Source organism: Streptomyces sp. NPDC000983 (assembly GCF_040299205.1).
Lineage (GTDB): Bacteria > Actinomycetota > Actinomycetes > Streptomycetales > Streptomycetaceae > Streptomyces.
In genome coordinates this window covers 81,973-105,789 of the sequence record NZ_JBEPBM010000019.1, presented here as the reverse complement: position 1 = coordinate 105,789, position 23,817 = coordinate 81,973, and the positions used below count along the sequence as shown (strand labels likewise).

Genomic DNA, 23,817 nt, shown 5'->3' with positions numbered 1-23,817 from the left:
GGTTAGATCCTGGTCAGGGAAATCTGAGATTCCCGTGAACGGCGTCACGCGGGTGTTTCCGGGCCCGCACAGGCGCAGCGGCATCCCCCCTATAGGGTCGGGACCGTGGCGAACAAGAACATTCCCGACTCCCCCTTCTCCGACGACGACGGCACCGCCGACCCCCGGCTCGGCGCGGCGCTCGCCGCCTGGGCCGAGGACCGCGCCGCCGTGGCCCCGGTGCTCGAAGCACTCAAGGAGGCCCGGCTGCTCGTCCCCGTGGTGGCCGTGCTCGGCGAGGTCGAGGAGGACGAGAACGGGCTGCGCCGCGAGAAGACCAGCGACATGGCCGTACCCACCCTGCGGGCCGGCGACCGCAAGGCGCTGCCCGCCTTCACCTCCACCGACTCCCTCGCCCGCTGGGACCCGGCGGCCCGCCCCGTCGCCGTCGCCCTGCACCAGGCGCTGGAGGCCGCCGCGCACGAGAAGGCGGACACGGTCGTACTGGACCTGGCGGGCCCGGTGGCGTTCGAGCTGACCGGACCGGCGCTGCTGGCCCTCGCCGAGGGCCGCACCACGGCCGATCCGCTCGCCGACCCCGCGGTGGTGGAGGCGGTCCGGGCGGCCGTCGCCGCCGAGCCGTCCGTGCTCCGCGCCCATCTAGGCCCCGGGCAGGCCGACGGCACCCTCGCCCTGGTCCTCGACCCGGCCGTCGCCCCGGCCCCGGCCGCCCGGGCGGTGGCCGAGCGCATCGCCGCCGACGAAACACTGAGGGCCCGCCTGGTGCGCGGCCTCGACCTGGCACTTCTGCCGGCCGGAGCGACGCCCCCGGGCGAGCCCCTCTACGTGCGGTGACCGGCTAGCCGTAGATCGGGCCGGTGTACTTCTCGCCCGGCCCCTGGCCCGGCTCGTCCGGGACGAGGGACGCCTCGCGGAACGCCAGCTGGAGCGACTTCAGTCCGTCCCGCAGCGGCGCCGCGTGGAAGGAGCTGATCTCGGTGGTGCTCGCGTCGAGCAGCCCGGCGAGGGCGGTGACCAGCTTGCGGGCTTCGTCCAGGTCCTTGTACTTGTCGCCCTCCTCGGTCAGACCGAGCTTCACGGCGGCGGCGCTCATCAGGTTCACGGCGACCGTCACGATCACCTCGACGGCGGGGACCTCGGCGATGTCGCGGGTCATCTCGTCGAAGTCGGGCGTCTCGGGGCTGTCCGAGGGGGAGGTGTCACTCATGACGCCCACGATAGGCGCACCGCGGGCGCGGGCCCGACAGTGCCTCGGTTAGCTCCTCCCGACGGGAGCTGCTAACCTTGGGTGACGACCGGCTGGATACGCATGTGTCCGGCCCACAAGTGGAGGCTCCGAACTCCCACCCGACCGCCCTCCGGGACGGCGGGTCACCGGTCAGGCGGCCACCACCGTTCCGTACGGACGGTGGAGTCGCCCGATATCGCGCCCCGCGGCCACCGTGGCGGTGCTCCGGAATCATTGGAGCCCCTGCCTGTGTCCCGTCCGGGGCATTTTTCATGGCCTCCGACGGTTGGTCCAATGTCAACCAGACATGCGCGGCTGTCCGCCAGACGGTCGTGTGGTGCTATCGAGGAGGATCCATCAGCGCCGAGCCCCGCATCAACGACCGGATTCGCGTTCCCGAGGTGCGACTTGTCGGTCCCAGTGGCGAGCAGGTGGGCATCGTCCCGCTGGCCAAGGCACTGGAGCTTGCGCAGGAGTACGACCTGGACCTGGTCGAGGTCGCGGCGACCGCCCGTCCGCCGGTCTGCAAGCTCATGGACTACGGGAAGTTCAAGTACGAGTCGGCCATGAAGGCCCGTGAGGCGCGCAAGAACCAGGCGCACACGGTCATCAAGGAGATGAAGCTCCGGCCGAAGATCGACCCGCACGACTATGACACCAAGAAGGGTCACGTCGTCCGGTTCCTCAAGCAGGGCGACAAGGTCAAGATCACGATCATGTTCCGTGGTCGCGAGCAGTCCCGGCCCGAGCTGGGCTACCGACTGCTGCAGCGTCTCGCGGAGGACGTCCAGGACCTCGGTTTCGTCGAGTCGAACCCGAAGCAGGACGGCCGGAACATGATCATGGTTCTCGGTCCGCACAAGAAGAAGACCGAGGCGATGGCCGAGGCCCGACAGGCGCAGGAAGCCCGCAAGGCGGACGCGAAGGCCAACCCCGGCCGCTCGCAGAACGCCGCGGACGCCGACGCCGACGCCGCCGAGCCCGAGGCCGCCGAGGCCCCTGCCGAGGCATCCGCCGAGGCGTGATCCCCAGGGACGAGAGTCCCCGAGGATGTAACCCATACAAGAGCGACGCTCCACCGTGCCCGGTTTAACGACCGGGCACCGGAGCGCCACCGACGAGGAGATAACGGCGCTATGCCGAAGAACAAGTCGCACAGCGGTGCCAGCAAGCGCTTCAAGATCACCGGCTCCGGCAAGGTGCTCCGCGAGCGCGCTGGCAAGCGCCACCTGCTCGAGCACAAGTCGTCCCGCGTGACGCGTCGCCTCACCGGCAACGCCGAGATGGCCCCGGGCGACGCCGCGAAGATCAAGAAGCTTCTCGGCAAGTGACGTGACCGGCGCCCCGCGGGGCGCCGCACGTCAGGACCGGGACCCAATCGATTTCGGGCCGTGTGAGTCCAACCACGGCCCCGCTACAAGGAGTTAAACAAGTGGCACGCGTCAAGCGGGCAGTCAACGCCCACAAGAAGCGCCGGGCGATCCTCGAGGCGGCCTCCGGCTACCGCGGTCAGCGTTCGCGCCTGTACCGCAAGGCCAAGGAGCAGGTCACCCACTCGCTGGTCTACAACTACAACGACCGCAAGAAGCGCAAGGGTGACTTCCGCCAGCTGTGGATCCAGCGCATCAACGCCGCTGCCCGCGCCAACGGCATCACGTACAACCGCTTCATCCAGGGTCTGAAGGCCGCCAACGTCGAGGTCGACCGCAAGATCCTCGCCGAGCTGGCCGTCAACGACCCGAACGCGTTCGCCGCGCTCGTCGAGGTCGCCCAGAAGGCCCTCCCGAGCGACGTCAACGCCCCCAAGGCGGCGTGACACCGCGCAGGCTCTGAGCCGACGTGACCGAAGGACCCGCAGGTCTCACCGCCTGCGGGTCCTTCGTCGCTGTCCCCAGGGGGCGGCGGTCCCCGACGAGTGAGAACGAAGGTGAGCTCCACATGTCCCCCGTCAGCCCCGAGCTGATCTCCCCACGCTCCCCGCGCGTCTCGGCCGCCCGGCGGCTCGCGCGGCGGAACTTCCGGGGCAAGGAACGGCTGTTCCTCGCGGAGGGGCCGCAGGCCGTGCGGGAGGCCGCCGCACACGGCGAGGAGACCCTCGTCGAACTCTTCGCCACCGTCGAGGCCGCCGAGCGGTACGCCGACATCATCGGGGAGGCCAGGACCGCCGGCGCCCGCGTCCACCTCGCCGACGAGCAGGTCATCGCCGACATCTCCACGACCGTCACCCCCCAGGGCCTCGTCGGCGTCTGCCGGTTCGTCGACACACCGTTCGAGGAGATCCTGGCCGCCCGCCCCGCACTCGTCGCCGTCCTGGCGCACGTCCGCGACCCCGGCAACGCCGGCACCGTGCTGCGCTGCGCCGACGCCGCCGGCGCCGAGGCGGTCGTCCTCACCGACGCCTCCGTCGACCTCTACAACCCCAAGGCCGTACGCGCCTCCGTCGGCTCCCTGTTCCATCTGCCGGTCGCCGTCGGCGTGCCCGTCGAACAGGCCGTCGCCGGACTCAGGACCGCCGGGGTGCGCGTCCTCGCCGCCGACGGCGCGGGCGAGGACGACCTCGACGCCGAGCTCGACCACGGCACCATGGGCGGGCCCACCGCCTGGGTCTTCGGCAACGAGGCGTGGGGGCTCCCGGAGGAGACCCGCGCCCTCGCCGACGCCGTCGTGCGCGTACCGATCCACGGGAAGGCCGAGAGCCTGAACCTCGCGACCGCGGCGGCCGTATGTCTCTACGCGTCGGCCCGTGCACAGCGCGCCTCCGGAGGGTGCCGCTCCGTCACCGAGAGCTAGTAGGGTGGCCAGCTCGGGGCCCCTCGGGCGACTGAGAGGTGGGGTACGGGGATGAGCGTCGGCACCAGCAGAGCGCCGGGAGCACGGGAGGTGCCACGCCCGCCCGCGCCCCGGTCCGACGACCTGGCCGAATCCGGTGTGAACCCCGACGACCTCCCCGACGGCCTCGTCGTCGCCGACGAGAACGGCCGCGTCGTCTGCTTCAACGCCGCCGCGGAGCGGATCACCGCCGTCCCCGCCGCCGAGGCGCTCGGCAGCCGGCTGGAGAAGGCCCTGCCCCTGGAGGACCTGGAGGGCCGCCGCTGGTGGCAGCTGACCGATCCGTACGGCGGGCTCGCCATCCGGGTCCGGCAGCCCGAGCGGAACCTGCTGCTGCCCGGCGGACGCGAGGTCCTCGTCTCGGTCCGCTACGTGAGGGCCGAACCCACCGGCCCGGTCCGCCGCGTCGTCGTCTGCCTGCGCGACACCGAGGCCCGCCGCCGCACCGAGCGCAGCCACGCCGAGCTGATCGCCACCGTCGCCCACGAGCTGCGCTCCCCGCTCACCTCCGTCAAGGGATTCACCGCGACCCTGCTCGCCAAGTGGGCGCGCTTCACCGACGACCAGAAGCGGCTGATGCTGGAGACCGTCGACGCCGACGCCGACCGGGTCACCCGGCTCATCGCCGAGCTGCTGGACATCTCCCGCATCGACTCCGGGCGGCTGGAGGTCCGGCGCCAGCCCGTCGACATCGGCGCCGCCGTCGGCCGGCACATCCAGGCCTACGTCGCCGCCGGCCAGCCCGCCGACCGCTTCCTGCTCCGCCTGGAGCAGCCGCTGCCCGCGCTGTGGGCCGATCCCGACAAGATCGACCAGGTGCTCAGCAACCTGCTGGAAAATGCCGTGCGGCACGGCGAGGGAACCGTCACGATTGACGTCACGCCCACGGCGTCCCCCCGCGAGGGCGAGGACACCGGCACGTCGGTCACGGTGAGCGACGAGGGGTCCGGCATCCCGGAGGAGTCCATGAACCGCGTCTTCACCCGCTTCTGGCGGGGCAGCAAGCGCGGCGGCACCGGGCTCGGGCTCTACATCGTCAAGGGCATCGTCGAGGCCCACGGCGGCACCATCACGGTCGGCCGTGCGCCCGGCGGCGGCGCCGAGTTCCGATTTACGTTGCCCGTGGCCGCTCCGGCGTATCTCGCCTGACGGGCCACGGGCGCATCCGCACACCCTCACCCCGTTAGACTCGGCCTTTGGCACCTTTGTGTCCTGCACACGGCCCGCAGAAGAGTCTCAGCGCCGGTCACGGGGACCATCCGCCAGCTAATCGGAAGCACGGGAAGAGATGTCGGCACCGAATAAGTCGTACGACCCTGTCGAGGTCGAGGCGTTGAAACCGGAAGAGATCGAGCGCATGCGGGACGAGGCGCTCGCCGCCTTCGCCGCCGCGGACTCCCTCGACGCGCTCCAGGAGGCCAAGGTCGCCCACACCGGCGGCGCCTCCCCGCTGGCGCTCGCCAACCGCGAGATCGGCGCCCTGCCCCCGCACGCCAAGGCCGCGGCCGGCAAGCTGGTCGGCCAGGCCCGGGGCGCCGTCAACAAGGCGCTCGCCGGCCGCCAGAGCGAGCTGGAGGCCGAGCGTGACGCCCGGGTGCTGGTCGAGGAGGCGGTGGACCTCACCCTGCCGTACGACCGTGTACCGGCCGGCGCCCGCCACCCGCTGACCACGCTCTCGGAGCGCATCGAGGACATCTTCGTGGCCATGGGCTACGAGGTGGCCGAGGGCCCCCAGGTCGAGGCCGAGTGGTTCAACTTCGACGCCCTCAACATCGGCCCGGACCACCCGGCGCGCGGTGAGGCGGACACCTTCTTCGTCGAGGGCCCCGAGGGCGGCACCGAGTCCGGTGTGGTGCTGCGCACCCACACCTCGCCCGTGCAGATCCGCTCGCTGCTCGACCGCGAACTGCCGGTCTACGTGATCTGCCCCGGCCGCGTCTACCGCACCGACGAACTGGACGCCACCCACACCCCGGTCTTCCACCAGGTCGAGCTGCTCGCGGTCGACGAGGGCCTGACCATGGCGGACCTCAAGGGAACCCTGGACCACATGGTCCAGTCCCTGTTCGGGGAGGGCATGAAGACCCGGCTGCGGCCGAACTTCTTCCCGTTCACCGAGCCGTCCGCCGAGATGGACATGGTGTGCTACGTCTGCCGCGGCGAGTCCGTCGGCAACCCCGACCGGCCCTGCCGCACCTGCTCCAGCGAGGGCTGGATCGAGCTCGGCGGCTGCGGCATGGTCAACCCGAAGGTGCTGGCCGCCTGCGGGGTCGACCCGGAGAAGTACAGCGGCTTCGCCTTCGGGTTCGGTATCGAGCGGATGCTGATGTTCCGCCACAACGTCGAGGACATGCGAGACATGGTCGAGGGTGACGTCCGGTTCACCCGGCCGTTCGGGATGGAGATCTGATGCGGGTCCCGCTTTCCTGGCTGCGGGAGTACGTCGACCTGCCGGCCACCGAGACCGGCCGCGACGTGCAGGCCAAGCTCATTTCGGCCGGCCTCGAGGTCGAGACGGTCGAGCAGCTCGGCGACGGCCTCAAGGGCCCGCTCGTCGTCGGACAGGTGCTGACCATCGAGGAGTTGGAGGGCTTCAAGAAGCCGATCCGCTTCTGCACCGTCGACGTCTCCACCGCCAACGGCACCGGTGAGCCGCAGGAGATCGTCTGCGGCGCCCGGAACTTCGCGGTCGGCGACAAGGTCGTGGTCGTGCTCCCCGGCGCCGAACTGCCCGGCGGCTTCGCGATCGCCGCGCGCAAGACGTACGGCCGCACCTCGCACGGCATGATCTGCTCCAGCGACGAACTGGGCATGGGCGACGACGGCACCAAGGGCATCATCGTCCTGCCGCCGGAGACCGAGGTCGGCAAGGACGCCGTCGAACTCCTCGAACTCGTCGACGAGGTCCTCGACATCGCCGTCACCGCCAACCGCGGCGACTGCCTGTCCATCCGCGGTGTCGCCCGCGAGACCGCCATCGCCTACGGACTGGCCCTGCGCGACCCGGCGTTGCTCGACGTGCCGGCGCCGAACGCCTTCGGCTACCCGGTCGAGGTCTCGGACCCGATGGGCTGCGACCGCTTCACCGCCCGCACCGTCACGGGGCTGAGCCCCGAGGCGCGGTCCCCGATCTGGCTCAAGCGCCGGCTCCAGAAGGTCGGCATGCGCCCGATCTCGCTCGCCGTCGACGTCACCAACTACGTGATGATGGAGCTCGGTCAGCCGCTGCACGCCTACGACCGCGGTCTGGTCGAGGGCACCATCGGCGTCCGGCGCGCGGCGGAGGGCGAGAAGCTCAAGACCCTCGACGGCGTCGAGCGCACCCTGCACGCCGAGGACCTGGTCATCGTCGACGAGCGCGGCCCCATCGGCCTCGCCGGTGTCATGGGCGGCGCCAACACCGAGATCGCCGACCACGACGACGTGGAGAACGCCACCGGCGACGTGGTCATCGAGGCCGCGCACTTCGACTCGGTGTCGATCGCCCGTACGGCCCGCCGTCACAAGCTGTCCTCCGAGGCGTCCCGGCGCTTCGAGCGCGGCGTGGACCCGGCGGCCGCGTCGGCCGCCGCCCAGCGCACGGTCGACCTGCTGGTGCTGCTCGCGGGCGGTACCGCCGAGGCCGGGGTCACCGAGGTCGTCGCGCCGTCCGCTCCGCACACCGTCACGATGGCCGCGAACCACCCGGACAGGGTCGCGGGCGTGGTGTACGGCCGCGAGACCGTCGTACGCCGCCTCCAGGAGGTCGGCTGCGACGTGTACGGGCAGGACGAGCTGATCGTCACCGTCCCGTCCTGGCGGCCCGACCTCCAGGAGCAGAACGACCTGGCCGAGGAGGTCATCCGGCTGGAGGGCTACGAGAACCTGCCCTCCACGCTGCCGAAGCCGCCGTCCGGCCGCGGTCTGACGCACCGCCAGCGGCTGCACCGCCGCGTCGGCCGCGCGCTCGCCGGAGCCGGTTACGTCGAGGCGCCGAACTACCCGTTCATCGGGGAGCAGGTCTTCGACCAGCTCGGTCTCGAAGCCGACGACCCGGCCCGCCGGGTCGTGAAGCTGACCAACCCGCTCAACGACGAGGAGCCCGCGCTCCGTACGTCGCTGCTGCCCGGCCTGCTGGGCGCGCTGCGGCGCAACGACGGACGGGGCTCGCACGACCTGGCCCTGTTCGAGACCGGTCTGGTCTTCCTGCCCCGCGAGGAGCGGGCGGCCGCCGCGCACCTGCCGGTGGACCGCCGTCCCACGGACGAGGAGATCGCCGCGCTCGACGCGGTGCTGCCCGAGCAGCCGCGCCATGTCGCCGTGGTCCTCGCGGGCGCCCGCGAGCAGGCCGGCTGGTGGGGTGCGGGCCGTCCGGCCGGCTGGGCCGACGCGGTGCAGGCCGCGCGGGCCGTCGCCGCCGAGACGGGCGCCGAACTGGTCGTCCGGGGGGGCCAGTACGGGCCCTGGCACCCCGGCCGCTGTGCCGAGCTGGTGGTCGTCGCGGACGGCGTGGAGACGGTCGTCGGCCACGCCGGTGAGCTGCACCCGCGGGTGCTGAAGGCGCTGAGCCTGCCCGCGCGCACCTGCGCGATGGAGCTGGACCTGGACGCGCTGGAGCGGGCGGGCGACGGTACGCCGCAGGCGCCGAGCATCTCCTCGTTCCCGGTCGCCACGCAGGACGTCGCGCTCGTCGTCGACGTCTTCGTGCCGCACGCCGAGGTGGAGGACGCGCTGCGCGAGGGCGCGGGGTCCCTGCTGGAGGCCATCCGGCTGTTCGACGTGTACGAGAACGCGGAGCAACTCGGTGACGGGAAGAAGTCCCTGGCCTACGCGCTGCGCTTCCGCGCGGGGGACCGGACGCTGACCGTGGACGAGGCATCGGCCGCCCGGGACGCGGCGGTCGCCCTCGCGGGCGAGCGCACGGGGGCTGTGCTGCGGGGGTAGCGCCATCCCTGCGGGGGTGTGCTGTTGTGCGGCGGCTGCGGGTTCGTCGTGGCTGGTCGCGCAGTTCCCCGCGCCCCTGCCCCCCAGGGGGTCACCTCACTCGATCGGGTGAGGTTTCCGGGTGGGGTGGTCCCGTCGGTTTGGTGGTCGACAGAATCGGACCGGCCTTTCGAGGCCGGTCCGATTCTGTGTCCGACTGGGCCTGCTGGGGGGCCACCGGCATGATCCGTATCAAGGCTGTGCGTCCCCGCCGACCGCAGCAGCCGCGCGTCGCCGGACTGCGCGTCGCGGCGGCGCAGCTCCCCGCGGACCGGGGCGCCCGCGTCGGCGGCGACCTGTACGACGTCGTAGCCACCGCGCACGGCGTCCGTGTGGTGATGGGCGACGTCCGCGGGCACGGGACCTCCGCGGTCGCCGCGGCCGCCGCCCTCCTCGACGGTTTCCGCGCGGCCGTCCACGACGAACCCGACCTCGGCCGGGTCCTGAGCCGCCTGGAGCGCGCCCTGGCCCGGCACTTGGGCGAACGCGCCCGTCACGAGCACCCGGTGGCCGAGGAGTTCGCCACCGTCCTGCTGCTGGAGATCGACGGAGACGGCGCGGTACGCGGCCTCAACTGCGGCCATCCCTGGCCGTACCTGCTGAGCGAAACGAGCGTCGCACCCCTGACGTCCGCGGATCCGCTGCCACCCCTGGGCGTGTTCCCGCTGCCCTGCGATCCGCCGTTGGTCAGCGCGGGCCGACTGGCCCCGGGCGAGACACTGGTCCTCTACACGGACGGCGCCGAGGACGCGCGAGACGCCCACGGCCGCTTCTTCCCCCTGCGCTCCACCCTCACCACCGCGCTCCGCACCAGCCCCGCCCAGATCCTCCACACGGTCCTGAACTCCCTGACCCACCACACCCCCGGCACCCCCACGGACGACATCGCCCTACTCCTCCTCCGCAACGACCGCCCCGCCCCCACCAAGCGCCCCCGTTAGGCGCGCGGGGAACTGCGCGCCCAGCCACATCGAGCCAGCAGCCGACAACGCACCCTTGATCCAACCTCGTTGGAACGCCCTGCCGATCAGACGAACCCTTTAGGGGCGCGAGGAACTGCGCGATCAGCCACATCGAGCCAGCAGCCGACAACGCACCTGTGGCCGACCGGCGTTGCAACACCCCGAGCCGATCAGACGAACCCTTTAAGGGGCGCGGGGAACTGCGCTACTAGCCACATCGAGCCGCCAGCCGACAACGCACCCTTGAATGAACGGCGTTGGAACGCCCTGCCGATCAGGCGAACCCTTTAGGGGCGCGGGGAACTGCGCGCCCAGCCACGCCCAGCCGGCCGTCGACAGCGAAGCCAACACGCAACGGAGTCGAGTCGACCCGCCCAACCGGCGGAGCCGAAGGCGGGCCGCCGCACTGTACGAGGGGGAGCCGGCGGCCCGGCCGGCCTCTTTCGAGGCAATTCAGTCAACCGGCCGGAAACCCCCCGCAACAGTGCGCGCACCGCCCGGATCATGGCACTCCGTTCACACCCCGTGTGAACGCGGAACCATTACTCTGACGGCACCGAGCGACCCGGGGGGCATATATGCAGCCCAACACTCTGCTCGACGCGATCCTGGACGAGGCCGGGATCTCGCACGCGGGGCTGGCGGCACACGTGAACCAGGCGGGCCGCACACGCGGACTCGCCCTGCGCTACGAACACACCGCCGTGGCACGGTGGTTGAAGGGCCAGCGCCCCCGCGGCCAGGTCCCGGACCTGATCTGCGAGGTGCTCGCCGGACGGCTCCAGCGCCCCGTCACCCTCGACGACATCGGCCTCGGCGTCCCCGGTGAGCCCGCCGCCCACGGCACCTCCCTGTCCGGGTTCGTGGAGCGGGCCACCGCCCTGTGGCGCTGCGACGAGCAGCAGCGCCCGCACATCCTCGGCGCCCCCGCCGTCACCGGCACCCCCGCGGTGATGCCGGTGTGGGAGTGGGAGAACCCGCCCGAGGACACGGACGTCTCCCGCGGCGGCCGGCACCGGGTCACGTCCGCCGACATCAAGATGCTGCGGGCCGCCCGCGCCCACTACGAGCAGATGTACCGCAAGGCGGGCGGCATGGCGACCCGTACCCGGATCGTGGGCTTCCTCAACGCCGAGGCCGCCCCACTGCTGCGCGGCAGCTACACCGACGCGACGGGCCGTCAACTCCACCGCGCCACGGGCGGCCTGGTGGCCATCGCCGGGATCTGCGCCTACGACTCCGACGCGCACGGACTGGCGCAGCGCTACTTCCACCAGGCGCTGCGGCTGGCCAAGGCCAGCGGCGACCGCGGACTCGGCGCCTATGTGATCGCGCTGCTGGTCAACCAGGCCCTGTACATGCGGGAGTTCCGGCAGGCCGTCGCCTTCGCGGAGGCCGCGCTGCGCGCCGCGGGCAAGCACATCACGCCGGCGCTCGCCTCCGACCTGTACGCGATGCAGGCGAAGGCGTACGCCCATCTCGGCGACGGCACGGCCGCGTTGTCCTGCATCAGACGTGCCGAGCAGGCCGCCGAACGCATCCGGCGCGGTTACGAACCGGACGAGACGGGCTATGTCCAGCCGGGACTCGTCAACGTCCAGGTGGCGGAGGCGCTGCTCAGCCTGGGCGAGCTGGCGGCCGCGGCCGAGCACGCCGCGGCGGCCGTGGACAACCCCGCGCACGACCGGGGCCGGGTGCACCGGCTCGCGATGCTCAGCACGATCGAGCTGCGCCAGGGCCACGCCGACAAAGCGGTGGCCACCGCCGTGCAGATGGCCGAGCAGGCCAGAGGGATGGAGTCGCAGCGCCTGCGCGACAGACTCCGCGCGGTACGCGAACACCTGGTGCGCAGCGGCTGCGCGGGCACCTCCGAGGCCGCCGAACTCATCGACGGCGCACTGCGCGTACCGCTGTAGGCCGGTGCTCGGACACCGACAGCGCACAGTCCCTGCTGCGATATTGCCACTTACTCGACGGAAGGTGGCAGAACCGTGCAGTGGACGAAACAGAACGAACAAACTGTGTATGAAAACCGCTGGTTCACCGTCAACCTGGCAGACGTGGAGCTGCCCGACGGCCGGCACCTGGACCACTTCCTCATCCGGCTCCGCCCGGTCGCCGTGGCCACGGTGGTCAACGAGGCCAACGAGGTGCTGCTGCTGTGGCGGCACCGGTTCATCACCGACAGCTGGGGCTGGGAACTCGCGGCCGGAGTGGTCGAGGACGGCGAGGACATCGCCGTCGCGGCCGCCCGGGAACTGGAGGAGGAGACCGGCTGGCGGCCCGCCGGGCGGCTGTGCCACCTGATGACAGTGGAGCCGTCCAACGGACTCACCGACGCCCGGCACCACATCTACTGGGCCGACGAGGGTGAGTACGTCGGACACCCGGTGGACGACTTCGAGTCGGACCGCCGGGAGTGGGTCCACCTCAAGCTGGTCCCCGACATGATCGCCCGCGGGGAGGTGCCGGCCGCCAACATGGCGGCCGCGTTACTCCTGCTGCACCATCTCCGGCTGGGCCAGGACGCGCCCTGAGTTCAACGGCCCATCGCCTGCCAGACCGCGACCGCCAGGGCGCCCAGGGCGGTGAGGGCGGCGACCGCGGGCAGCGGCCAGCGCGCGTGTTCCAGGGTGTGGACCCGGGTCATCAGATCGTTCAACTCCTTGGCGGTTTCCTCGGTGCGGTGCGTCAGCAGTGCCAGTCCGCCCTCGACTCGGGCATGGCCCACGTCCAGACGGCGCCGTAACTCTGCGAGTTCTCCGTGTACTACAGGATGCTCGGGATCGGCGGTCACGTGTCCGCTCCCTTCGTGGTCGTCTCTCGTCCCTTGCATATGCGCAGCAAAGTGAACTCGCCTGGTGAGCGCGTGGGGAGAGTGTGCGCAGGGCATATGCGGGCCCGGGGTGCACACGGTGTGTGAACGCCGCGGGCCCGGCACCCATAGAGGTGCCGGGCCCGGGGAGTTGGCCGAATACTGACCGTCCGTAATCAGCCGTAGGTGTAGAAGCCGGAGCCGGTCTTCCGGCCGAGGCGGCCGGCGTCGACCATGCGCTGGAGCAGCGGGGGAGCGGCGTACAGCGGCTCCTTGTACTCCTCGTACATCGAATAGGCGACCGAGGCGACGGTGTCGAGGCCGATCAGGTCGGAGAGCTTCAGCGGGCCCATCGGGTGGGCGCAGCCCATCTCCATGCCGTTGTCGATGTCCTCGCGGCTGGCGATGCCCGACTCGAACATCCGGATCGCGGAGAGCAGGTAGGGGATCAGCAGCGCGTTCACCACGAAGCCGGAGCGGTCCTGGGCGCGGATCGCGTGCTTGCCGAGCACCTTCTCGGTGAAGGCCTGGGCGCGGCTGAGGGTGCCCTCGGAGGTGGTGAGCGCCGGGATCAGTTCGACGAGGTTCTGCACCGGCGCCGGGTTGAAGAAGTGGATGCCGACGACCTGGTCGGGCCGCGAGGTGGCGACCGCCAGCTTCACCAGCGGGATGGAGGAGGTGTTGGAGGCCAGGATGGCGTCCGGCCGGCTCACGACCTGGTCCAGCACCTGGAAGATCTCCGTCTTGACCTGCTCGTTCTCCACCACGGCCTCGATCACCAGATCGCGGTCGGCGAACTCGCCGAGGTCGGTGGTGAAGCTCAGGCGCGCCTGCGTCGCCGCCAGTTCCTCGGCGCTGATCTTGCCGCGCTCGGCGGCCTTGGTGAGGGAGTTGAACAGCCGGGTACGGCCGATCTCCAGGGCCTCGCCGGTGGTCTCGGCGACCTTCACGTCCAGGCCGGCCCGGGCGCACACCTCGGCGATGCCCGCTCCCATCTGGCCGCAGCCCACCACTCCGACGCGCTCGATGTCCACCACATCGTCCCTTTCGCTGTCACTTCGGCTGGGGGCAGGGCGCCGGGTCTCGGTGCCTGCTCCGTTCGTGCACGTTACCGCCAAGTATCGATGATCGATCGCCGGGGTCGGGCATCCTGGGGCGCGGAGACGGTCCGTGACGGCACGGATCCGCAGTGTGACTGGGGTGCAGAACATGGGGCGAGTCACCCGACGGGCCTTCACCGTGGCCGCTTTGGCGGCCTTCTCGACGGCCTCGACGGCCTCGACGGCCTCGACGGCGTCCGGGGCGTCGGCCGCGCCGCCGCGGCGGGCGGCGGCCGGACAGATGCGGGGCATGTGGCTGGCGACGGTGGCGGGCCGGGACTGGCCCTCCCAGGCCGGGCTGAGCGCACAGAGGCAGCGCGCCGAGCTGGTCGCCCACCTCGACTCGGCGGTCCGGCGCCGGCTGAACACGGTGATCTTCCAGGTGCGGCCGACCGCGGACGCGCTCTGGGCCTCGCCGTACGAGCCCTGGTCAGCGGTGCTGACCGGCACCCAGGGCAAGGACCCCGGCTGGGACCCGCTGGGCACGGCGGTCCAGGAGGCGCACGCCCGCGGCCTGGAACTGCACGCCTGGTTCAACCCGTACCGGATCGCCAACCACTCCGACCCGTCCCGGCTCGTCGCCGCGCACCCCGCGCGCAAGCATCCCGGGTGGGTCGTCCCGTACGGCGGGAAGCTGTACTACAACCCCGGGCTCCCCGAGGTCCGGGCCTTCGTGCAGGACGCCATGCTGGACGCGGTGCACCGCTACCCCGTGGACGCCGTGCACTTCGACGACTACTTCTACCCGTATCCGGTCGCCGGCCAGACCTTCGACGACGCGGCGGCCTACGACCGGTACGGCGGCGGCTTCCCGAACCGGGCCGCCTGGCGGCGTGCCAACATCGACCTGCTGATCGCCGAGACCGCGGCCCGCATCCGGCAGGCCCGCCCTGGCACCCGGTTCGGGATCAGCCCCTTCGGCGTGTGGCGCAACGCCGACACCGACCCGCGCGGCTCCGCCACCCGCGCCCTGCAGTCGTACGACGACCTCCACGCGGACACCCGCAGATGGGTCCGGGAGAACTGGATCGACTACATCTGCCCCCAGCTGTACTGGCACATCGGCAACTCCGCCGCCGACTACGCCAAGCTCCTGCCCTGGTGGGCGGAGGTGGCCCGGGGCACCGCGACCCGGTTGTACGCGGGCGAGGCCCTGTACCGCGCGGGAGACCCGGCCCAGGCCGCAGCCTGGCAGGATCCGGCCGAACTCTCCCGCCACCTGACCCTGGCGGCCCGCCACCCGGAGGTCGGCGGCCACGTCTACTTCGCCGCGCGCGAGATCACGCAGGACCGCATCGGCGCGATGACCCGGGTCGTCACCGACCACTACCGGCAGCCGGCGCGAGCACCCCGCTGACGTCGGGGGAGCAGCGGGCCTCCGCGCTCCCGGACGAGGTGCGCGGGCCGGGGCGGCCCGCGCGGTGGGTCAGCGAGGGGGCATCTCGTGATGGCGGATCTCGGTGTCGGGGCCGGGGGAGCACAGACCCTCGTGACCGTCCTGGAAGCGGACGCGGTACGGGGGATTGCCCTGATCGCCGAGCACCTCGACGATCTCACCGACCTTGTCGTGCTGTCCGACCACCCTGCCGTGCTGGACAAGCTGGTCGCCCACGGTTGCGCGCATCTGGGGCCTCCTCGGCGAAAGCGGGAGCAAGCGGTCCGTGGCCTCGGTCCCACGGCCCGGGGCGGCCGCGGGACGCGGGCCGTACGGCCCGGTCAGCCCCGCGCCCGTTGGGTGACGGCGATGCACACGAGCACCGCCGCGGCCGTGAGGGGGGCGGCCACTGTCAGATGCTCGCCCAGCAGCAGCACCGACCACACCAGTGTGAGCAGGGGCTGGGCCAACTGCAACTGGCTGGCCTTCGGAATGCCGATGGCGGCCATGCCCCGGTACCAGACGACCAGTCCCAGGAACTGCGAACCCGCCGCCACCCACAGCATCCCGGCCACGCTGTGCGCGGTCAGCTGGACCGGCTCCTGGGTCAGGGCGACGGCGGCGGCGGGCAGGGACAGCGGCAGGCACAGCACCACCGCCCAGCCGGTGACGTGCCAGCCCGGCATGACCCGGGCCAGCCGGCCGCCCTCGGTGTAGCCGGCCGCGCACACCAGGAGCGCCGCGAACAGATACAGGTCGGCGGAGGTGAGGCTGCCGCCGCTCTGCTGCACGGTGAAGGCGATCACGACGGCGGCACCGGCCAGCGCCGCCGCCCAGAAGGTGCGCGAGGGCCGGGTGCCCATCCGCAGCGCGGAGAACAGGGCCGTGGTCAGCGGGAGCAGACCGACCACGACGGCCGCGTGCGAGGTGGTGGAGGTCTGCAGCGCGAGCGTCGTCAGCAGCGGGAAGCCGACGACGACCCCGGCCGCCACGACCGCGAGGCCCGCCCAGTGCCGACGGTCCGGCAGCGGCACCCGCAGCGCCAGCAGACAGCCGCCGGCGAGCAGTGCGGCGAGGACACCGCGCACCGCCACCAGCGACCAGGGGCCGAAGCCCTCAAGGCCCCACGCCGTGGCCGGGAAGGTCAGCGAGAAGGCGATCACGCCGAGCGCGGCGAGGAGGGTGCCGGTGGCGGCCGTGGGACCGGAGGGGGAGCCGGACCGGGCGTCGACTGCTATCCCCGTCGGTGCGGTAGCGCTACTCTGTGCTCTCATGCACGAGCGTAGCAGCGTGGGTGAACTGGCGGAACAGCTGCGAAGGGAGCTGGACCGCTACTCGCATGGTGAGAAGCTCCCGTCGAGCCGGACACTCGTCGAACGGTTCAAGGTGAGCCCGGTGACCGTCTCCCGGGCCCTGTCCCAGCTGGCGGCCGAGGGCCTCGTCGTCACCCGGCCCGGCGCCGGCGCCTTCCGGGCCGCACCGCGTGCCGCCGCCGCGCCCGCCGGGGACACCTCCTGGCAGGAGGTGTCGCTCAGCGCCGACAGCGCCACCGAGCTGGTGCCGCGCTCGGTGGACGCCTCCGGTGTGCTGGTCTCGCTCGCCGCCCCGCCGCCCGGCGTGATCGAGTTCAACGGCGGCTATCTGCACCCCTTGCTCCAGCCCGAGCGGGCCATGGCGGCCGCGCTGTCCCGGGCCGGGCGGCGGCCGGGCGCCTGGGGCCGGCCGCCCATGGAAGGGCTGCCGGAGCTGCGCGAGTGGTTCGCCAGGAGCATCGGCGGCGCGGTCACGGCGGCCGAGGTCCTGGTCACCTCCGGCGGCCAGTCGGCGCTGACCACCGCCCTGCGCGCGCTGGCACCGCCCGGCGCCCCGGTGCTGGTGGAGTCGCCCACCTACCCCGGCATGCTGGCCATCGCCCGCGCGGCCGGCCTGCGCCCGGTGCCCGTCCCGGTGGACCCCGACGGGGTGCGCCCCGGGCTTCTCGCCGACGCGTTCCGGGCCACCGGCGCCCGGGTCTTCGTCTGCCAGCCCCTGTTCCAGAACCCCACCGGCGCCGTGCTCGCCCCCGGCCGCCGCGCCGAGGTGCTGCGCATCGCCCGCGCGGCCGGCGCCTTCGTCGTCGAGGACGACTTCGTACGGCGGCTGGTGCACGAGGACGCCGGGCCGCTGCCCCGGCCGCTGGCCGCCGACGATCCCGACGGGGTCGTGGTGCACGTCTGCTCCCTCACCAAGGCGACCTCGCCGAGCTTCCGGGTGAGCGCGCTCGCCGCGCGGGGGCCGGTGCTGGAGCGGCTGCGCGCCATCCAGGTCGTCGACACCTTCTTCGTGCCCCGGCCACTCCAGGAGGCGGCCCTGGAGCTGGTCGGCTCGTCGGCCTGGCCGCGCCATCTGCGGGCGATCTCGGCCCAGCTGCGGGTGCGCCGGGACGCCATGACGGCCGCCCTGCTCAGGGAACTGCCCGAACTGGCCCTGCCGCACATCCCCTCCGGCGGCTACCACCTGTGGCCCCGGCTGCCCGACGGCACGGGCGGCGCCCCGGCCTTCGGCTCCGGCCGGGAGGCCGCCCTCACCGCGGCCGCCCTGCGCGCCGGCGTCGCGATCACCCCGGGCCGCCCCTACTTCAGCGCCGAGCCGCCCGCGGCCCACCTCCGCCTGAGCTTCGCGGCGGTCGCCGGGACGGGGGAGATCGACGAGGGCGTACGGCGGCTGCGGTCCGCCTTCGAGGAGGTCGCGCGCACCGGGGCGGAGTGATCTTCGCTGCCTTTTGGGCTGATTCGTCCGGCTGGTCCTGACCTGGAAGTAAGTTTTTGGGCACCTCGGACAACTCGGAGGCCATGCCTCTTGACCTGCACACTCCCGCGAATCACCATCACCGCATGTCACTTCGGGTCACGTTCGTCGCCGCGGCGCGCTGCTCCTCGCGGCTCGCGGAGCGTTTCGAGGACGACCGTCCGCTGGACCAGGCCGGCTGGGACGAGGTGCAGCATGTCGCGCACGATCTGGTGGCGCTGTCGGCGGCCGAGCTGCGGTACTGCTCGCCCACCCCGCGCAGCCGCGCCACCGGCGACGCCCTCGGCTACGCGCCCCTGGTGCAACTCGCGCTGCGCGACTGCGACATGGGCCGTTGGCGCGGGCTGACGCTCGGCGAGGCGATGGCCCGTGAGCCGGACGCGGTGGACGCCTGGATCGCGGACCCGCGCGGCACTCCGCACGGCGGCGAGTCACTGCTCGCCTTCATCGGCCGGGTCGGCTACTGGCTGGACACCCGGCCCGTAGAGGACGGCCGGATCGTCGCCGTCGCCGAGCCCTCCGTGATCCGCGCCGCGCTGGTGTACGCGCTGAAGGCGCCGCCGTCGATCTTCTGGCACCTCGACGTCCACCCCCTGTCGTCGACGACCGTCATCGGCCGGGTCGGCCGCTGGAGCCTGCGTCTGGACGGGGTGCCGCTGCGGGCCACGCAGCCGTAGGCACCGGCACCCACACGATCAGGTCCCGGCTTCCCCGGCCCCGGTGGCGGGCTCGCGCGTGTAGTCGGTGGTGAGGACGAGGTCCTTCGCGGGGCCGCGTACCCGCCACAGGGTCCGCCAGTGGTGCTCGTCGAGGACCGTGAACTCGCCCCGGTAGAGGTCGGCCGAGCACGGGTGGTCCGTGACGTGATGGCCGTGGGACAGGTCCAGGTCGTGGAAGGGCCGGCCGTCGGCGAAGTGGACGTCGACCGTGCCGGGCGCGCTCCCGGGCAGGAAGCGCAGGGTCCGCTCGGCCGGCCGCGCCACGCCCTGCCAGCGGAACCGGCCGGACTCCTCGTGCAGCAGCCCACCGCCCTCCAACGGGCCGAAAACCGTCGTACCGGTGAACTCGCCCAGGTCGCCGCTGCCGAGGTCCCGCACCGAGCGCGTGACCCGCCAGGCGCCCCGCAGATAGCCGAGCGTGTCCCGCACTGGCCAGAACTCGCCCATAGCGACCCCGACTCCGTCCCATCCGTTGCTGCGCGACCCATTGACGCGTTCCTGCCCCCTCCCTATCTTGCCGTTCGAGCTACGGATCAGCGTCCGAAATTCCGAACGAGATCTCGAACGGGCCCCTCCCGGGGGTCGCATCGACCGCACCGCACCGCACCGAACCGCATCGCACCGAACCGCATCGCACCGAACGATCGACATTCGAACATCGAGCCGCGGAGTATCCATGTCACGCACCCGCACCCGTACCCGCTGGAGACTCGGTCTCGGCGCCACCGCCCTCCTGCTGGCGGCCGGCGGACTCGTCCCGGCACCCGCGCACGCCGAGGACGTCACCGACTACGCGATCACCGTCGACCCGGCGGCCCGGGGCGCCCGCATCGACGACACCATGTACGGCGTCTTCTTCGAGGACATCAACCGGGCCGCCGACGGCGGTCTGTACGCCGAGCTCGTACAGAACCGGTCCTTTGAATACTCCACCGCCGACAACGGCTCCTACACCCCGCTGACCTCCTGGGCCGTCAGCGGCACGGCCCAGGTCCTGGACGACTCCGGCCGGCTCAACGAGCGCAACCGCAACTACCTCTCGCTGGGCGCCGGTTCGACCGTCACCAACAGCGGCTACAACACCGGCCTGAGGGTCGAGCAGGGCAAGCGGTACGACTTCTCGGTGTGGGCCCGCTCCGAGGCCGGCAGCACCCTCACCGTCAGCCTGAAGGACGCGGCCGGCACCCTCTCCACGGCCCGGCAGACGGCCGTGAGCGGCGGCTGGAAGAAGTACACCGCCACCTTCACCGCCAACCGCACCAGCTCCCACGGACGGCTGGCCGTCGCCTCCTCCGGCGCCGCCGCCCTCGACATGGTCTCGCTCTTCCCGCGCGACACCTACAAGCGCCAGTCGAACGGACTGCGCAAGGACCTCGCCGAGAAGATCGCCGCGCTCGACCCGTCGTTCGTCCGCTTCCCCGGCGGCTGCCTGGTCAACACCGGCTCCATGGAGGGCTACAGCGAGTCCTCCGGCTGGCAGCGCAAGCGCTCCTACCAGTGGAAGGACACCGTCGGCCCGGTCGAGGAGCGCGCCACCAACGCCAACTTCTGGGGCTACAACCAGAGTTACGGCCTCGGCTACTACGAGTACTTCCGCTTCTCCGAGGACATCGGCGCGATGCCGCTGCCCGTCGTCCCCGCCCTGGTCACCGGCTGCGGCCAGAACCGCGCCGTCGACGACGAGGCACTGCTCCAGCGGCACATCCAGGACACCCTCGACCTCATCGAGTTCGCCAACGGGCCCGTCACCAGCACCTGGGGCGCCGAGCGCGCCGCGATGGGCCACCCGAAGCCCTTCGGCCTGACCCACCTCGCCGTCGGCAACGAGGAGAACCTCCCCGTCGAGTTCTACGCCCGCTTCGAGAAGTTCCGCGCGGCGATCGAGGCCCGGTACCCCGGCATCACCGTCATCTCCAACTCCGGCCCCGACGACTCCGGTTCGACCTTCGACACCGCCTGGCGGCTCAACCGCGAGGGCGACGTCGACATGGTCGACGAGCACTACTACAACAGCCCGCAGTGGTTCCTGCAGAACAACGACCGCTACGACTCCTACGACCGCGGCGGCCCCCAGGTCTTCCTCGGCGAGTACGCCTCCCAGGGCAACGCCCTCAAGAACGCCCTCGCCGAGGCCGCCTTCATGACCGGCCTCGAACGCAACGCCGACATCGTCAAACTCGCCTCCTACGCCCCCCTGCTCGCCAACGAGGACTACGTCCAGTGGCGGCCCGACCTGGTCTGGTTCAACAACCACGCCTCCTGGAACTCCGCCAACTACGAGGTCCAGAAGCTGTTCATGACCAACGTCGGCGACCGCGTCGTCCCCTCCACCGCGACCGGCACCCCCACCGTCAGCGGCCCGATCACCGGCGCCGTCGGCCTGTCCACCTGGGCGACCGCCGCGGCCTACGACGACGTGAGGGTCACCGCCGCCGACGGCACCGCCCTGTTCGCCGACGACTTCTCCGGCGACGCCGGCCGGTGGACCCACAACGGCACCGGGAGCTGGAGCGTCGAGGACGGAGCCTACGTCCAGAGCGACGCCGCCGCCGAGAACACCATGGTCACCGCCGGCGACCCCGCCTGGCACGACTACGACCTGCATGTGAAGGCCACCAAGAAGTCCGGCAAGGAGGGCTTCCTGGTCGCCTTCGGGGTCAAGGACACCGGCAACTACTACTGGTGGAACCTGGGCGGCTGGAACAACACCAGCTCCGCCGTCGAACAGGCCGTGGACGGCGGCAAGTCGACGCTGATCACCAAGGCCGGGTCGATCGACACCGGCCGCGCCTACGACATCGACGTCAAGGTGCGCGGCCGCCAGGTCGAGCTCTACCTCGACGGCACCCTGTGGGGCAGCTTCACCGACGACAAGCCGGCCGAGCCGTTCCGCCAGGTCGTCACCGAGGACACGGCCACCGGCGACCTGATCGTCAAGGTCGTCAACGCCCAGTCCGCCGACGCCCGTACCACCGTCGACCTCGGCGGCGCCCGGGTCGCCTCCCGGGCCCGGGTGACCACGCTGGCCGGCGAGCCGGACTCGGTGAACACCGAGACGAACACCCCGGTCACACCCGTGACGTCCACCTTCACCGGAGTCTCCGCGAAGTTCGAGTACACCTTCCCGGCGAACTCGGTGACCTTCCTGCGGATCAGACAGAGGTAGCCGCTCCGTCCGGGCCCTGCCCCGCCAGCAGGGCCCGGCACTGGTCTGTCAGCGAGTCCATGCCGAGCGACTCGGCGGTGGCCAGCGCCGACCGCAGCAGCGGGACCGGATCGGTGTCCCGGGCGCCGGGCGCCAGCCGCAGCAGCGTACGGGCCTGTTCGGCGCGGGCCCGCGCGGTGTGCGGCGGGGAGGAGCCGACCACCAGCCGCTCCGCCTGCCGGAACCGGCCGAGGGCGGCGGCCGGGTCACCCGCCACCAGGTCCAGCAGCCCCACCGCCCGGTCCGTCGGCCCCAGCAGCACCACCGGCCAGCCCGCCAGCGCGAGCCCCTGCGGCACCCGGCCCAGACGCCGCCGCAGCGCGGGCACCACCTCCGCCAGCGTCGCCTCGTGACCGCCCCGGGCGTCGAGCGCCGCGCACACCTCGGCGAACAGGAACAGCGCGGGCACCGTCCAGCCGTCCGGCGGCACCCGGGTGAAGCCCGCGCTCTCCCGGGCGAACGCCAGCAGCCGGTCCGCCGCCTGCCCGTGCTCGCCGACCTCGCACAGCGCGAAGGCCAGCCCGGCCCGCCAGACGGGGAAGTAGCCGTGCGTCTCCACCCCCTCGGCCAGCTCCGAGCTGAACAGCTCCGCCATCCGCCCGCGCTCCCTGAGCAGCCAGAACGCCTGGCCCAGCCGGGTCTGCGCGAGGGTGTCGGCCGGTACCGAGAAGTCGGCCTCCAGAGCGGCGACGACGGTCCGCGACTCGCCCGAGATCCAGTCGCCCGCCGAGTCGAACCTGCCGTACCAGAGGTCGAACAGGGTGCCCAGGGTGCACTGCTGCCAGCGGGCCAGGGTGCTGTGGGTGCGGGCCGCGTGCCGCGCGTGCTGGGCGCGGGTGCCGGCGGCGCCGTGCACCCGGCCGACCCGCAGCTGGTCGACGGCGAGCGCGATGAGCGCCTCGCCGCGGAAGTACGGCGAGGTGCCGCGCATCGCCGAGTCCAGCAGCCGCAGCGACAGTGCCAGCGCCTCCGAGGCCGGTACGAAGTCGTACAGGCCCCAGCGGCACTCGGTGAGGACCTCGCAGCGGGTGCCGTCGTCGAGGCCGGGTGTGCCGAGCCCGTCGAGCGTCCGGCGGGCCAGCTCCGCGCCCTGGCCGGGGCCCGCGGACCGCCAGGCGGTGTCCTCGCTGATGCCCATGGACAGCTTCTTCGCCAGATGGGCGTTGAGCTGGAGCCGCAGCCCGGCCGCGACCGGCCCCTCGGTGCCCGCCAGCGCCGTCAGGCTGCTGCGCAGCAGGTGCAGCAGCTCGTGGTCCACCCGGCCGGGGTCCGACCAGCGCCGGGCCAGGCGGACCGCGGCCGTCGCACGGGCCTCGGGGTCCGGCCCGGCCAGCCGGGCCGCCTCCCGGTAGTGCTCGTCCGCCTCCTCCATCCGGCCGGCCAGATAGCGGTGGTCGCCGCGGTCCAGGCGCCGCTGGAACTCCGTACCGGAGGTGCCCGCGCGCGGCGCGCTCCGCGGCCGGGTCCCCGGGGCGCCCGCCGAGGGCCTCCGGCGGGCCGGGTCCTGCGGCTTGTGACCGGTGTCCGGCCCGGCATCCGCCACCAGGGCCACGAGTTCACCGTGCGCCCCCAGCACGGTGTCGCACAGTTCCGCCAGGTCGCGGGAGACACGGCGGTGCCCGTTCTCGATGCGGCTGAGGAAGCCGCGGCTGAAGTGGACCAGCGCCGCCAGGTCGGCGAGCGACAGGCCCGCCGCCATCCGGCGCTGCCGTAACGCACGGCCGAACAGGCGCGCGTCGTCCTCCACCTCGCTCATGTGCCCCCCAACCCGGTCCTCGGCTGTTGCCAAATATGCCCTGGCAACACCCGACCGCTCCCGGCCTGCGCGGGATCGG

22 protein-coding genes are annotated in these 23,817 nt (G+C 72.3%); 15 read left to right on the top strand and 7 right to left on the bottom strand.

Going from position 1 to position 23,817, the window contains the following annotated elements; translation table 11 throughout:
• Positions 1-105: 105 nt before the first annotated feature.
• On the top strand, positions 106-834 hold the full coding sequence (locus tag ABT296_RS22555) for an SseB family protein (protein WP_351930046.1): 729 nt from the start codon (positions 106-108) through the stop codon (positions 832-834).
• A gap of 4 nt (positions 835-838) precedes the next feature.
• On the opposite strand, the gene ABT296_RS22550 is transcribed toward ABT296_RS22555, so the two are convergent.
• Positions 839-1,207, bottom strand: a complete 369-nt coding sequence (locus ABT296_RS22550; protein ID WP_351930044.1) for a DUF1844 domain-containing protein — start codon at positions 1,205-1,207, stop codon at positions 839-841.
• Between the two features lie 353 nt (positions 1,208-1,560).
• Between ABT296_RS22550 and infC the strand changes: the two genes are divergently transcribed.
• The 10 genes from infC to ABT296_RS22500 all read left to right on the top strand — a co-directional run bounded on the left by infC (position 1,561) and on the right by ABT296_RS22500 (position 12,518).
• A complete protein-coding gene (gene infC / locus ABT296_RS22545; protein WP_351930131.1) occupies positions 1,561-2,253 on the top strand; it encodes a translation initiation factor IF-3 in 693 nt (230 codons plus the stop codon).
• A 111-nt stretch (positions 2,254-2,364) separates the two neighbouring features.
• The gene (gene rpmI, locus ABT296_RS22540; RefSeq protein ID WP_003977225.1) at positions 2,365-2,559 is read left to right on the top strand and encodes a 50S ribosomal protein L35; all 195 of its coding nucleotides are present in this window, start codon (positions 2,365-2,367) and stop codon (positions 2,557-2,559) included.
• A gap of 101 nt (positions 2,560-2,660) precedes the next feature.
• Positions 2,661-3,044: a 50S ribosomal protein L20 gene (gene rplT / locus ABT296_RS22535; protein WP_351930042.1), complete on the top strand. Its 384-nt coding sequence runs from the start codon at positions 2,661-2,663 to the stop codon at positions 3,042-3,044.
• Between the two features lie 122 nt (positions 3,045-3,166).
• On the top strand, positions 3,167-4,018 hold the full coding sequence (locus ABT296_RS22530; RefSeq protein ID WP_351930040.1) for a TrmH family RNA methyltransferase: 852 nt from the start codon (positions 3,167-3,169) through the stop codon (positions 4,016-4,018).
• 51 nt (positions 4,019-4,069) lie between these two features.
• The gene (locus ABT296_RS22525) at positions 4,070-5,206 is read left to right on the top strand and encodes a sensor histidine kinase (RefSeq protein ID WP_351930038.1); all 1,137 of its coding nucleotides are present in this window, start codon (positions 4,070-4,072) and stop codon (positions 5,204-5,206) included.
• Positions 5,207-5,345: 139 nt separating this feature from the next.
• The gene (gene pheS, locus ABT296_RS22520) at positions 5,346-6,467 is read left to right on the top strand and encodes a phenylalanine--tRNA ligase subunit alpha (RefSeq protein WP_351930036.1); all 1,122 of its coding nucleotides are present in this window, start codon (positions 5,346-5,348) and stop codon (positions 6,465-6,467) included.
• Complete coding sequence (gene pheT, locus ABT296_RS22515) at positions 6,467-8,980, top strand: phenylalanine--tRNA ligase subunit beta (RefSeq protein WP_351930034.1); 2,514 nt, start codon at positions 6,467-6,469, stop codon at positions 8,978-8,980. The genes pheS and pheT overlap by 1 nt, the downstream gene beginning before the upstream one ends.
• Before the next feature lie 221 nt (positions 8,981-9,201).
• Complete coding sequence (locus tag ABT296_RS22510; protein WP_351930032.1) at positions 9,202-9,960, top strand: PP2C family protein-serine/threonine phosphatase; 759 nt, start codon at positions 9,202-9,204, stop codon at positions 9,958-9,960.
• A 599-nt stretch (positions 9,961-10,559) separates the two neighbouring features.
• Positions 10,560-11,897, top strand: a complete 1,338-nt coding sequence (locus ABT296_RS22505; RefSeq protein ID WP_351930030.1) for an NsdA family TPR-like regulatory protein — start codon at positions 10,560-10,562, stop codon at positions 11,895-11,897.
• A gap of 75 nt (positions 11,898-11,972) precedes the next feature.
• Positions 11,973-12,518, top strand: a complete 546-nt coding sequence (locus ABT296_RS22500) for an NUDIX hydrolase (RefSeq protein WP_351930028.1) — start codon at positions 11,973-11,975, stop codon at positions 12,516-12,518.
• 2 nt (positions 12,519-12,520) lie between these two features.
• Here ABT296_RS22500 and ABT296_RS22495 read toward each other — a convergent pair whose 3' ends face one another.
• Entirely contained in the window at positions 12,521-12,778 is a 258-nt protein-coding gene (locus tag ABT296_RS22495) for a hypothetical protein (RefSeq protein ID WP_351930026.1), read from the bottom strand.
• A 194-nt stretch (positions 12,779-12,972) separates the two neighbouring features.
• Entirely contained in the window at positions 12,973-13,833 is an 861-nt protein-coding gene (locus ABT296_RS22490; RefSeq protein ID WP_351930025.1) for a 3-hydroxybutyryl-CoA dehydrogenase, read from the bottom strand.
• A gap of 172 nt (positions 13,834-14,005) precedes the next feature.
• On the opposite strand from ABT296_RS22490, the gene ABT296_RS22485 reads away from it, so the two are divergent.
• Positions 14,006-15,253: a glycoside hydrolase family 10-like protein gene (locus ABT296_RS22485; protein WP_351930023.1), complete on the top strand. Its 1,248-nt coding sequence runs from the start codon at positions 14,006-14,008 to the stop codon at positions 15,251-15,253.
• Between the two features lie 69 nt (positions 15,254-15,322).
• Here the strand turns inward: ABT296_RS22485 and ABT296_RS22480 are convergent, their stop codons facing one another.
• A complete protein-coding gene (locus tag ABT296_RS22480; protein ID WP_351930022.1) occupies positions 15,323-15,520 on the bottom strand; it encodes a DUF1918 domain-containing protein in 198 nt (65 codons plus the stop codon).
• 92 nt (positions 15,521-15,612) lie between these two features.
• Positions 15,613-16,545, bottom strand: coding sequence for a DMT family transporter (locus ABT296_RS22475; protein WP_351930020.1), 933 nt, complete (start codon positions 16,543-16,545; stop codon positions 15,613-15,615).
• On the opposite strand from ABT296_RS22475, the gene ABT296_RS22470 reads away from it, so the two are divergent.
• Together ABT296_RS22470 and ABT296_RS22465 are read left to right on the top strand one after the other, a co-directional pair.
• Positions 16,544-18,019, top strand: coding sequence for an aminotransferase-like domain-containing protein (locus ABT296_RS22470; RefSeq protein ID WP_351930018.1), 1,476 nt, complete (start codon positions 16,544-16,546; stop codon positions 18,017-18,019). The genes ABT296_RS22475 and ABT296_RS22470 overlap by 2 nt on opposite strands.
• A gap of 125 nt (positions 18,020-18,144) precedes the next feature.
• Positions 18,145-18,735 carry a histidine phosphatase family protein gene (locus ABT296_RS22465; protein WP_351930016.1) on the top strand — a complete coding sequence of 197 codons (591 nt, stop codon included), beginning with the start codon at positions 18,145-18,147 and terminating at the stop codon, positions 18,733-18,735.
• Between the two features lie 18 nt (positions 18,736-18,753).
• Here ABT296_RS22465 and ABT296_RS22460 read toward each other — a convergent pair whose 3' ends face one another.
• Positions 18,754-19,224 (bottom strand): DUF6314 family protein, encoded by a 471-nt coding sequence (locus ABT296_RS22460; RefSeq protein ID WP_351930014.1) that lies wholly within the window; start codon positions 19,222-19,224, stop codon positions 18,754-18,756.
• Positions 19,225-19,453: 229 nt separating this feature from the next.
• On the opposite strand from ABT296_RS22460, the gene ABT296_RS22455 reads away from it, so the two are divergent.
• Positions 19,454-21,943, top strand: a complete 2,490-nt coding sequence (locus ABT296_RS22455) for an alpha-L-arabinofuranosidase family protein (RefSeq protein ID WP_351930012.1) — start codon at positions 19,454-19,456, stop codon at positions 21,941-21,943.
• Here the strand turns inward: ABT296_RS22455 and ABT296_RS22450 are convergent.
• Entirely contained in the window at positions 21,930-23,738 is a 1,809-nt protein-coding gene (locus ABT296_RS22450; protein ID WP_351930010.1) for a helix-turn-helix domain-containing protein, read from the bottom strand. The two genes, ABT296_RS22455 and ABT296_RS22450, sit on opposite strands and share 14 nt — an antisense overlap.
• Positions 23,739-23,817 lie beyond the last annotated feature (79 nt).